Annotated in this window: 11 protein-coding genes; 2 read left to right on the top strand and 9 right to left on the bottom strand. The window is 50.0% G+C overall.

Annotated features, from left to right (window positions below; all coding sequences use genetic code 11):
- Positions 1-3: 3 nt before the first annotated feature.
- The 3 genes from rnr to eno form a co-directional block, all read right to left on the bottom strand.
- Positions 4-2,148 carry a ribonuclease R gene (gene rnr, locus AC6I3O_RS07615; protein WP_497853435.1) on the bottom strand — a complete coding sequence of 715 codons (2,145 nt, stop codon included), beginning with the start codon at positions 2,146-2,148 and terminating at the stop codon, positions 4-6.
- Between the two features lie 96 nt (positions 2,149-2,244).
- Positions 2,245-2,487, bottom strand: coding sequence for a preprotein translocase subunit SecG (gene secG / locus AC6I3O_RS07610; protein WP_159754041.1), 243 nt, complete (start codon positions 2,485-2,487; stop codon positions 2,245-2,247).
- A 95-nt stretch (positions 2,488-2,582) separates the two neighbouring features.
- Positions 2,583-3,881: a phosphopyruvate hydratase gene (gene eno / locus AC6I3O_RS07605; protein WP_497850347.1), complete on the bottom strand. Its 1,299-nt coding sequence runs from the start codon at positions 3,879-3,881 to the stop codon at positions 2,583-2,585.
- A gap of 138 nt (positions 3,882-4,019) precedes the next feature.
- Between eno and AC6I3O_RS07600 the strand changes: the two genes are divergently transcribed.
- Positions 4,020-4,862, top strand: a complete 843-nt coding sequence (locus tag AC6I3O_RS07600; protein ID WP_497850346.1) for a YitT family protein — start codon at positions 4,020-4,022, stop codon at positions 4,860-4,862.
- 80 nt (positions 4,863-4,942) lie between these two features.
- Here AC6I3O_RS07600 and glmM read toward each other — a convergent pair whose 3' ends face one another.
- The 3 genes from glmM to AC6I3O_RS07585 form a co-directional block, all read right to left on the bottom strand.
- Positions 4,943-6,289 (bottom strand): phosphoglucosamine mutase, encoded by a 1,347-nt coding sequence (gene glmM / locus AC6I3O_RS07595; protein ID WP_497850345.1) that lies wholly within the window; start codon positions 6,287-6,289, stop codon positions 4,943-4,945.
- Between the two features lie 187 nt (positions 6,290-6,476).
- Positions 6,477-7,655, bottom strand: a complete 1,179-nt coding sequence (locus AC6I3O_RS07590) for a phosphoribosylaminoimidazolecarboxamide formyltransferase (RefSeq protein ID WP_497850344.1) — start codon at positions 7,653-7,655, stop codon at positions 6,477-6,479.
- A 47-nt stretch (positions 7,656-7,702) separates the two neighbouring features.
- Complete coding sequence (locus tag AC6I3O_RS07585) at positions 7,703-8,416, bottom strand: IMP cyclohydrolase (RefSeq protein WP_497850343.1); 714 nt, start codon at positions 8,414-8,416, stop codon at positions 7,703-7,705.
- Between the two features lie 145 nt (positions 8,417-8,561).
- On the opposite strand from AC6I3O_RS07585, the gene AC6I3O_RS07580 reads away from it, so the two are divergent.
- Positions 8,562-9,644: a hypothetical protein gene (locus tag AC6I3O_RS07580; protein ID WP_497850342.1), complete on the top strand. Its 1,083-nt coding sequence runs from the start codon at positions 8,562-8,564 to the stop codon at positions 9,642-9,644.
- A gap of 125 nt (positions 9,645-9,769) precedes the next feature.
- Here the strand turns inward: AC6I3O_RS07580 and AC6I3O_RS07575 are convergent, their stop codons facing one another.
- From AC6I3O_RS07575 to AC6I3O_RS07565, 3 genes are read right to left on the bottom strand one after another with little or no spacing between them, the layout of a single operon-like run.
- Positions 9,770-10,090: an MGMT family protein gene (locus tag AC6I3O_RS07575; RefSeq protein ID WP_497850341.1), complete on the bottom strand. Its 321-nt coding sequence runs from the start codon at positions 10,088-10,090 to the stop codon at positions 9,770-9,772.
- The gene (locus AC6I3O_RS07570; protein WP_497850339.1) at positions 10,051-11,388 is read right to left on the bottom strand and encodes a replication-associated recombination protein A; all 1,338 of its coding nucleotides are present in this window, start codon (positions 11,386-11,388) and stop codon (positions 10,051-10,053) included. The genes AC6I3O_RS07575 and AC6I3O_RS07570 overlap by 40 nt, the downstream gene beginning before the upstream one ends.
- A 37-nt stretch (positions 11,389-11,425) precedes the next feature.
- The gene (locus AC6I3O_RS07565; protein ID WP_497850338.1) at positions 11,426-11,890 is read right to left on the bottom strand and encodes a RidA family protein; all 465 of its coding nucleotides are present in this window, start codon (positions 11,888-11,890) and stop codon (positions 11,426-11,428) included.
- Positions 11,891-11,982 lie beyond the last annotated feature (92 nt).

The following is an 11,982-nucleotide window of genomic DNA, read 5'->3' as shown; positions in this document are numbered from 1 at the left end:
ACATCACTCAGAAACCGAATCTACAATCTCAAAATCAATCGTCCGAAGCATCCTGTCCGCATCCATCACCCGCACCCGAACCCGCTGCCCCAGCTTATACAACTTGCCGGAATGCGCCCCTGCCATCTCGTACCGCTCCTCGTAATAATCATAATGGTCGTCTGACATGTTCGCCACATGCACCAGGCCTTCCACAGTATTCGGCAGCTCCACATACATTCCCCACTTCGTCATGCCGGAAATCACGCCTTCAAATTCATCCCCAATATACTGCTGCATATACTCGACCTTTTTAAGCTTAACTGTCTCACGCTCTGCTTCCTCAGCCCTCCGCTCCATCTCACTGGAATGCTTCGTCACTTCCGGAAGGATACGCTGATAATGAGCCATCCGCTCCTCATCCATCCGCCCGCGCAGGTGATCCTTAATAATCCTATGGATCTGCAGATCCGGATATCTCCGGATAGGCGAAGTAAAATGTGTATAATAATTCGCCGCAAGTCCGAAGTGCCCCACATTTTCCGGCATATACCGTGCCTGCTTCATTGAGCGCAGCGCCAGGCGGCAAATCAACGCCTCCTCGGGCGTATCCTCCACCTTGGCAAGGAGCTTCTGAATCTCCTTAGGGCGGATCTCATTGACGCCGATATGCATGGAATACCCAAAATTATTGATAAATGCGGCAAGTGTCCGAATCTTCTCCTCATCCGGCGGCTCATGGGTTCGATACACGAAGGGGATCTCCTGCCAGAAAAAGTCCTCCGCCACCGTCTCGTTTGCCAACAGCATAAAATCCTCAATTATCTTCGTCGCTACATTCCGGTCATAGGGCAGAATCTCAAGCGGCTTGCCGTCCTCGTCGAGCCTAAGCTTCGTCTCCGGGAAATCAAAATCAATCGACCCGCGCCTCTGTCTGCGCTCCCGCAGAATCCGGGACAACTCCCCCATCCGCCGGAACATAGGCAAAAGATCACGGTATCGTTCCATCTCTTTTTCATCGCCGTCCTCCAGAATCTTCCTGACACTGGTATAAGACATACGCTCATCCACGTGAATCACCGTCTCCGCAATCTCGTGGGAAACCACAATCCCTTTTCGGTCTACCGTCATGATACAGCTAAGCGCCAGCCGATCCTCCCCCGCATTCAGCGAACAGATCCCGTTGCACAGTTTATGGGGCAGCATGGGAATCACGCGGTCAGCCAGATAAACGCTGGTTCCCCGCTCCCTTGCCTCCCGGTCAATGGCGCTGTTCTCCTGGACATAGTTCGCCACATCCGCAATATGGACGCCCAACAGGAAATTCTCTCCCTCCGCCGTAAGGGAAACCGCGTCGTCCAAATCCTTTGCATCCTCCCCGTCAATGGTCACCATCTGCCAGCCCCGTAAGTCCTTCCTCCCTGCCATGTCTGCAGGGCTGACCTCTTTGGCCACACGATCCGCCTGATTCAGAAGCTTCTCAGAAAATTCCACAGGCAGGTCATACCCCTTCACGATCGACATAATATCCGTGCCAGGGTCATTGACATGCCCGATGATCTCTGTCACCCGTCCCTCTGGATTCCGCCCCGGCTCCCCATAGGAAGTCAGCTCCACCACCACCTTATGCCCACTGACTGCTCCTTTCGCTTTCTCAGCCGGCACAAAAATATCATAGGGAAATCTTTGGTTATCCGGCAGCACGAATCCATAATTCTGCTGTTCCTTTTTCCGGTACAGTCCTACGACATGGGTCATCCCCCTTGCAATGATCCCCACAATCCGGCCTTCCCGGTTCCGTTTTTCTCCCTGATGCTCCTTCGTGATTACAAACTCCACCTGATCCCCATCGAATGCACCGTTTACATCCTCCTCACAGATATAGACGTCCCCAAAGCCATCCTCCGTTACGACGAACCCGAACCCCTTCAGGCTTGCGCGGAACGTCCCTGCCAGTCGCTTGGCCTCCCCCTTGCAGAACTTTCCCCGCTTTGACAGGTAGATCTTACCGTCCGCCTCCAAAGATTCCAGCACTTCCCGCAGCTCATCCCGCTGTTCCTTGGGAACCTGCAAGATCATGGCAAGCTCCTTGAACTTCATCGGAACATACAGACTATCACATATGAAGTCATAGACCACCTTTTTTCTCTTTTCAAATGCCTTGTCCATCTCCTGGTACTCCTCCCCACTCATAATATGTATCCCCATATACAAAGAGACACCCCTATACAGGAGTGTCCCACCATTCTCATAAAAATATGCCGCCTATGCAAATACTTTTAAATTCAACACCGCTGCCAATACAATAAACAGGATTGCAAGGAACTTGGTAGACTTCACCAGCGCGCCCTCCATAGAACGCCCCTTGTTCTGCCCCCAGTAAGTATCCGCCATACCGCTGATCGTCCCAAGTCCCGCAGACTTGCCTTCCTGCATCAAGACAATCGCTGTCAGTGCAATACAGTCTATTGCGAATATAATCATTAATATTATCTTTAGAATCTCCACCTTCTACACCTCCTACGGCTAAACCTTTTTTATTCTACCATAAGACGCCTGAAATAGCAAGATAGAGCCACAGCAAAATGAATGAAAATTTCAGATTAAGCAAATGGATTCCGGTATTGTGCCACATCCCCCAGCCGTTCCTCAATCCTGAGGAGCTGGTTATACTTCTCCACCCGCTCTGAGCGGCAAGGCGCTCCGGTCTTAATCTGCCCCGCATTGAACGCCACGGCAATATCTGCAATCAGCGAGTCCGCCGTTTCGCCCGACCGGTGGGAAACAATCGTCCGGTATCCCGCACATTTCGCTGTTTCAATAGCATTGAACGCCTCGGTCAGCGTACCGATCTGATTCACCTTAACCAGAATCGCATTGGCTGCCCTGCGTTCAATCCCCTTCCTAAGCCGTTTCTCATTGGTGACGAACAAATCATCCCCCACAAGCTGTAAGTTTGCCCCCAACCTGTCAGTCAGAATCTCCCAGGCGTCCCAGTCTTCCTCATCCAGCGGGTCTTCGATAGACGCAATGGGAAATTCCTGTGCCAGCTCCTCATAATAATCAATCAATTCCTCCGCCGAACGCACGACTTGATGCCCGTGCATCTTACTCTCGCCCTCAAAAATATATTTCTTCGCGGACTTATCATACAGCTCCGTGGCCGCCACATCAAGCGCAATCACAATATCCTCCCGTGCCTTGTATCCGGCGACCCCGACGGCGTCCATAATGAAACGGAGCGCCTCCCTGGCATCCGGAAGATTAGGCGCAAATCCCCCTTCGTCGCCGACCCCGGTACTGTAACCATGCTTTTTCAATAGATTTTTCAGTGCATGGTAAATCTCTGCACACATCCGAAGCCCTTCCTTAAAGCAGCATGCCCCCACGGGCATAATCATAAATTCCTGAATATCAATGGTATTGTCCGCATGCTTCCCGCCGTTCATGATATTCATCATCGGCACCGGAAGACGTTTCCCATTAGTTCCTCCAAGATAGGAATAGAGGGGAATCCTAAGGGACTTGGCCGCTGCCCGGGCTGTGGCCATAGACACTCCCAGCATGGCGTTCGCCCCCAGGTTTGACTTATTCTCCGTACCATCCAACTTACACATAATCCGGTCAATCATCGGCTGGTCAAACACATTTACCCCGATGATTGCAGGCGCAATCCGTGCATTCACATGGTCCGCAGCCAGTTCCACCCCAAGCCCGCCGTAACGCTCTGCCTTGTCACGCAGCTCCAGCGCCTCATACTGCCCGGTAGACGCGCCGGAAGGAACACTCGCCCGCCCCAGGAACTCGCCGCCGGCAAGGACTTCCACTTCTATAGTCGGATTCCCGCGGGAATCTAAGATTTCTCTTGCGTATACATCCGTAATCGGTAAATACTTATGCATCTCAAAATCCTCCTTTATAGGAGGTATTATGCGCCGATTTTCCAATTCTAATGCAGATTCCGGAATACCATTGACATTTCCAGACGTCAGCGTTACAATCGGGTGTGGTATCAAAAGAATTTTTTGTCGAGGTTAATCATGAAATCACAATTTAAGAACTTTATCAATCTAACTCTGAGTACGCTGGTAATGGCGGTCGGAATCTATTTCTTCAAATTCTCCAATAACTTTACCTTTGGGGGAATCACAGGACTTGCCGTCTTAGTCGCTAAATCCGGCGCAATCTCCGCGGGAGATTTTTCATTTGTGGCAAATATGGTTTTGCTCATCATCGGCTTCTTTGTACTTGGCAGGAAATTTGCTGCAAAGACCGCCTACAGCAGCATCCTTCTTTCAGTGGCGCTGTCAGGGCTTGAGCGGATCTGTCCCTTAAGCCACCCACTGACCGACCAGCCCTTGCTGGAACTGATATTCGCCATAGCCTTGCCGTCCATCGGCTCTGCCGTCCTGTTTAATATCGGGGCGTCCAGCGGCGGGACAGACGTAATCGCTATGGTTATGAAGAAATACACCAGCTTTAATATCGGGAACGCACTGTTGGTCACAGACTTCTTCATCACCCTTGCCGGATTCTTCGTGTTCGATATCCAGACAGGGCTATATTCTTTCCTGGGGCTTGCGCTTCGCTCCTTTATGATTGACGGGTTCATCGAAAGTCTGAATCTGTCCAAGTATTTTAACGTGGTATGCAAGAACCCACAGCCAATCTGCGACTTCATAAAAGATGAAATACATAGGAGCGCAACGATCGTCGAGGCAAAAGGTGCGTTCAGCGGCGAAGACAAGTACATCATCTTCACAGTTTTGAACCGTTTAGAGGCGGTACGCCTTCGGAACTACATCAAAGAAAATTCACCGGATGCATTCCTGCTGATTTCAAATACCAGCGAAATCATCGGGAAAGGCTTCCATTCTATCTGATTTTTGGGAACGGATAGGGAAAGGGGATGTTGCAAATTTGCAACATCCCCTTTCCCTATAATGATTGCCGCCTAAATCCCTTAGCCGACCATCAGCCCTTCCGCCTTAATCACATCTATCACCTGTCCCACGTATTTCTCACACAGCTCATCCGTTGCCGCCTCGACCATAACCCGGATTACCGGTTCCGTCCCGCTTTCCCTCACAAGGATACGCCCATCGTCCCCCAGCGCCTTTGCCACTGCATCTACCGCCTTCGTGACTTCTGCATTCTCTCTCGCCGTCTTCTTATCTGCCACCCGGACATTCTTCAATAACTGCGGATAAATCTTGACGGGCTCAGCCAGCTTTGCAAGGGACAGTTTCTTCTCCAGCATGACCTCCATCACCATCAGGGACGTCAGGATACCGTCCCCGGTAGTGGCATGCTTGCTGAAAATAATATGTCCCGACTGCTCCCCGCCAAGGGAGAAATTATTGCGCACCATATTCTCATATACATATTTATCGCCTACAGCCGTCTTCTCGTATTTCAGCCCCACCTTGTCACAAGCCTTATAAAGCCCAAGGTTGGACATAATCGTGGTCACAATGGTATCCCCATTGAGACGCCCGTTCTCCTTCATATACTTCCCGCAAATGTAAAGAATCAAATCGCCGTCCACCACATTGCCGTTCTCATCCACGGCGATACACCGGTCTGCGTCACCGTCGTACGCAAAGCCAACGTCCAGCTTCTTCTCCTTTACATACTTCTGCAGAACCTCGATATGGGTCGAACCACAGTCCGCATTAATATTCGTCCCGTCCGGCTCACAGTTTATCACATAGGTCTTTGCGCCCAGCGCATCATACACGCTCTTGGCAATGGCAAAGGCACTCCCGTTGGAACAATCCAAGCCCACCCGCATATCCTCAAAGGAACGGGTCGCCAGCGAAATCAGATAGCCGATATAACGGTTCCTCCCCGCCGCATAATCCACGGTACGCCCGATATTCTCCCTCTTTGCAAGGGGAAGCTCGTCAATCTCCCCGTCTATATACGCCTCGATCTTTTCCTCCACATCCGCTTCAATCTTATGTCCCTTCCCGCTGATAATCTTAATTCCGTTATCATAGAAGGGGTTATGGCTCGCCGAAATCATGATTCCACAGTCAAAATCTTCCGTCCTCGTCACATAAGAAACACTGGGCGTCGTAGTTACATGTAACAGGTACGCATTCGCCCCTGAGGCGGTGATTCCCGCTGCCAGCGCATACTCAAACATATAGCTGCTCCGCCTCGTATCTTTACCGATCACAACCTTTGCCTTGTGATTCTGCCCATAATACCATCCAAGAAAACGTCCGACCTTAAACGCATGCTCTACAGTTAAAACCGCATTTGCCTCGCCCCGGAAACCATCTGTTCCAAAATATTTACCCATAATCATTAACTCCTTCACATCATTTGCCTTATTTACCGTTTTTTTTGCACAATAATAACAAAATACTTTACTATTATATAAGGTTTTAGGGAAATATACAACTGTAAATTTTAAATAGCATCTCAGAAAGGCAGCCGGAAAATGCTATGAAAATGACATTTCCCGACTGCCTTTTTATATCACGTCTTTAATGATGGAACAGTCTAAGGCCTGTGAACGCCATTGCTATCCCATATTTATTACAAGTCTCAATCACGTTATCATCTCTGACTGACCCGCCAGGCTGCGCAATATACCGCACGCCGCTCCTATGGGCGCGCTCAATATTATCCCCGAACGGGAAGAATGCATCCGACCCAAGGGATACATCCGTCAGCTTATTAAGCCACTCCCGCTTCGCCTCTCTGGAAAATACTTCTGGTTTCTCCTTAAAAATCCCCTGCCACGCGCCGTCTGCCAGCACATCCATATAATCTTCCCCGATATACAGGTCAATCGCATTATCCCTGTCCGCACGGCGGATGGAATCCACGAAGGGCAGCCCCATCACCTGCGGGGACTGCCTCAGCCACCAGTTATCCGCCTTCTGCCCCGCAAGGCGCGTACAGTGAATCCTGGACTGCTGCCCCGCACCGATTCCAATCGCCTGGCCGTCCTTCACATAGCAGACAGAATTCGACTGGGTATATTTCAGCGTAATCATGGAAATCGCCAGATCCCGTTTCGCCTCTTTTGTAAGCTCCTGATTCTCTGTCACTACATTTGCAAAAAAAGCGTCGTCAATCTTCAGCTCATTCCGTCCCTGCTCGAACGTAATGCCAAACACGTCCTTATGCTCCAGCGCCTCCGGCACATAATCCGGGTCGATCTGAATCACATTATAATTCCCGTTTTTTTTCGCCTTCAGGATCTGAAGCGCCTCCGCCTCGTACCCCGGCGCAATCACGCCGTCCGACACCTCGCGCTTAATCAGCCTCGCCGTATCCACGTCGCACACATCCGACAGAGAAATAAAATCCCCGAAAGAAGACATTCGGTCAGCCCCCCGCGCCCTCGCATAGGCACAGGCAAGGGGCGACAATCCGCCTAAGTCGTCTACCCAGTAAATCTTCGCAAGGGTATCTGAAAGGGGAAGCCCTACCGCCGCCCCCGCAGGCGACACATGCTTAAAAGACGTCGCCGCCGGAAGCCCTGTCGCCTTCTTTAGCTCCTTCACTAACTGCCATCCGTTAAATGCATCCAAAAAGTTAATATACCCCGGCTTACCATTCAGCACCTGAATCGGCAGCTCCCCACCATCTGCCATATAAATCCTTGACGGCTTCTGGTTCGGGTTGCAGCCATATTTTAATTCCAGCTCTTTCATCTCAAATCATCCTCCCTTTATTTTTTACATTTCAGAAGTACACGGACTTACTGGTTCTTGTTCACAATCCTCGTCCTGTATTCCCCTGTGGCAATATCAATGTACCGAACGAAGAGCGACACCTTATTCTCCTCGTTCAAGCTGTCCCACAGAAGCTCTGTGAACGCATCCATATCATCAGAAATTTCAATCAGCTTCGGCTCGCCCTCAAAACTCGGAAGCGGCTCGCCGTCACACTGGTATGTGTGGATAAAATGCCCTTCCCCGGCCGCCGGATTCTCATACGCAAACGTATACCGGTTACAGCTACCCGGACATCCGTTATTGCTCTTCAAAATCGACATTGCATAATTGTAATTCCCCTTTTCAATATGCATAATTCCCGAAATCCTCGGCGTATAGTTGGGAGCATCCGGCTCGAACTCCCTGCACCGCAAAGACTGCTCGAAGGTCATCTGCCTATCCATCCCTTCATAAATGGTATCGGTCTGATCCCCATTAGTCACAATGGTCTTGTTCCCCAGCACACGCACAGGAGCATAGATAACCAGGCTCGGATCTGTCAGCTTCGCCGGGTCAAAAGCCTGTGTCCGGATTCCTTCCCCATCCTCCACAAAAATACGGTTCCGGCTGTTCACGCTTCGCCCCATGATAAAATAAGCAGTCACGGCATGCCTTCCATCCGGGCTTTTCCCGATGATAATCCCCCGTCCCGGATAAGAATTCCCTTTCAGTTCCTTGTCGATTGCTAACATTTTCATACAAAATCTCCTTTATTCGATGAATTTTGACCTGTTAATCTATTATATAAAAAATACTGCCCATTTTCCAGTAGTATTTTCTATTGAATACATGTTTTTAGAATGATACAATGGAAACATCATAATAAACAGGGGGACAAGTTTCATGCGAAAACCAACATTTCTTATCTCCTGCATATTTGCCTTCGTATTGCTGACAGGATGCAGCGACAACAAAATCGACGAATATGTAGGAGGACAAATTACTTCCATCAAGGAAAATGGTTCCGACAGCTTTGCCGCAATGCTGGATGAAGGAATTGCCGAAAGCAATGATTTATACGTCCTGCAATTTCCGGAAGAATTGCGGGAGCCTTATCTGGAATTCATGAAGGATTCCTTCAGTTCCATCTCCTTTGAAGTGGCAAAAGCAAAGAAGATGAACGACGGGACATTTTCCGTCCAGGTGACATACACTCCGCTCAACATTAAGAAGACCGTAGAAACTGCCAACGTCGAACACATCGCTTCTCTGGAGACTACGGAACTTACCGGGGCAGTGACTTCCATACTGGAAAAGGATACTAAGCTCATAAAAAATTCTCCTTCCTATGAGGAAGAGACGATAACGACGCTGAGTGTATACAGCGAAGGGGAATCCTACAAGATTTCAGAAGAAAGTCTCGGGAATCTTCTCTCCCAGGCTTTGTACGGAGCCATGACGCCTTATGACCAAGTCTGCGACATCCTGGACTGCTACGACTTCGTCAAGGCATACTTAGACGCCTCCTTCAAAGGCGACGTCGCCCGTTTTGCGCTGCATACCGACCGCACCGAGGAAGAGGCGCTCGCATGGTATGAGGCAGACGTATTCGACCCGCCGTCTGATTTGAGCGAAGCCTATGTGGCAAGATATCAGGAATCCTTAAAGACCATGATGAAGCAGTGCCAGTACACGGTGGGCATCCCTAAGAAGGAGACGGGAATCTTTAGTTATACGGTAGAGATCAAGACTACGCCAAACACCAGCTTAACCAGCGCTTACTCAGAATTTGAGGGCGGGACATACTACTCCATCGAGGAAGTTTCCTCCGGCCTGGTGACGGCAATGGAAAAATATGCCGCTGCGCCTACCTTTGGAGAAGAGACGTCCATGACGATTTCCTTTAACGCTTCTTCCATGCTAAGCGCAGAAGATGATAATTCGGAGCTGTCGGCGCTGGCGACTACCATCTTCATGATACCGTAAAAAATACCTATAATAAAAGGAGGTTGTTGGAAAAAAGGTTATCTTTCCCAGCAACTCCTTTTGATTAGGCGTTCCATCTGCTATTGCCATTCACATAGCTATTTTCTTATGAATCTTGCAAATGCTCAGTACACAGTCTTGTTCCATTGATATTTTTTCATATCAACATACTCTCCCACGAATTCAACCCCTTCTGCCTTTAGAAGCTCCGTCTGTCGGTTGCATTTCCCGCTTCCGAATGCACAGGACATCCTGCCGTCCTTCGTCACTACACGGTGGCATGGCAAATCACTGTTACATGGAACCGCATGGAGGGCGTACCCCACCACCCGCGCCCAACGGCGGTTGCCCGCAAGCGCGGCAATCTGCCCATAGGACGCAACCTTCCCCTTGGGAATCTGGCGGATTACGTCATATATTTTTTCAAAAGAATTTTTTTCTTCCATTCTTTTATCTTCCCCAATCTCTCAGAGATCTCCTTTTCTTCTCCCTGCGCCGTCGGATGATAATACTCCCGCTGGCCAAGAGACTTTGGCATACACTGCATATGTGTTAGTTTTTCCTCCGTATCGTGGGCATATTCATATCCCTTGCCATATTCCAAATCTTTCATCAGTTTCGTCGGCGCATTGCGAAGCTGTAGCGGGACCGGCTCTGCCTGCAGATTCTTCACATCCTGCTTGCATGTTTCGCAGGCTGTATAAAGAGCGTTAGACTTAGGTGCCATAGAAAGATAGGTAACGGCATGGGTCAGATGCACGTCGCACTCCGGCATCCCAAGGAAATGGCATGCCTGATATGCCGCAACTGCCACCTGCAGCGCACGGCTGTCCGCCATCCCAACATCCTCACTGGCGAAACGGATCAGCCTTCTCGCAATATACAACGGATTCTCCCCGCCCTCTAACATTCTGCACATCCAGTAGATTGCCGCGTCTGGGTCGCTGTTGCGCATGGACTTGTGGAGGGCTGAAATCAGATTGTAATGTTCCTCCCCATTTTTATCATAGAGCAGGGACTTCTTGCTGATACACTGCATAAGCCCCGCGTCCGTCACCAGGATGCCCTCGGCGCTGATTTCCCCGTTCGTCACAGCCATCTCCAGCGTATTGAGGGCAGTCCTGGCATCACCGTTGGCAAATGCTGCGATTGCCGCCACCTGCCGTTTCGTAATCCGGACATTCTGCGCCCCGAACCCTTTCGGGCTTCTGATTGCCTGTTCCAAGACCTTTATCAAGTCCGCTTCCTCCAATGCCTTTAAAACGAACACCCGGCATCTGGACAACAAAGCCGCATTGACCTCAAACGAAGGGTTCTCCGTGGTCGCGCCGATCAAAACAATACTTCCCTTCTCCACAAAAGGCAGAAATGCATCCTGCTGCGCCTTATTAAAACGATGAATCTCATCCACAAACAAGACCGTGCGGATTCCAAGCCTCCGGCTGCTTTCTGCCTGATTCATTACTTCTTTGATTTCTTTCATTCTGCTGGTCACGGCGCTGAAATTAATAAAATCCGCATTCGTCCTGCCGGCAATGATTCCCGCCAGCGTGGTCTTTCCCACGCCCGGAGGTCCCCAGAAAATCATCGAAGAAATCTGGTCCCGCTCAATCAACTGCCGCAGCATCCTTCCCTCTCCCAGCAAATGTTCCTGTCCCGCAAATTCTTCCAATGTCGATGGCCGCAGACGGCTCGCAAGCGGCGCCGTCTGTTTCCTGTCGTCAAATAATGTCATCTGTTCCATCCGACTTTCTCCCGTTCCTTCCACACTATCTCTAATCTTACCTATCTTCAATCTCAACCACAGCCATTATCTCTGTAACGCTGCCGCCAGGAAGCTCATTAGTCCCAATGGTCATCCTTGCCGCCAGACCTGCTTCGCCGTATAATTCCCGAAGCAATATAGACGCACCGTCCACCACCCCTGTATAGCTTCCGAATTCATCCGCACACCTGACATAGCCAATCATCTGCACAAACTGTCTGACTTTATCCAGATCTCCCAGCTCTGTCTTTAAGACTGACAGGATATTCAACGCACTCAACCTTGCGCCCTCCTGCCCCTCCTCAACCGTTAAATCCTTTCCGACGATGCCCTTTACCTGTACTACACCATTCAGATGCGCCGTCTGCCCTGCAAGATATATCAGATTACCTACCCGCCTTGCAAGTACATAGACCCCTGCCGGGGCGGCAGTCTCCGGCAGTTCCAAACCCATTTCCCGCAACTTTTGCTCGACTCTCATCGTTCATCCTCACTCTCTTTTCTCTATATTAGACACTGTCCATTCCTCCTAAAGGGAATTTCCTTAATAGAACCTGCATACCTTCTCCAAAA

It is taken from the genome of Sporofaciens sp. St.21A7 (assembly GCF_059728535.1).
The sequence above is the reverse complement of the archived record's forward strand: the minus strand, read 5'-3'. Positions and strand labels throughout refer to the sequence as shown.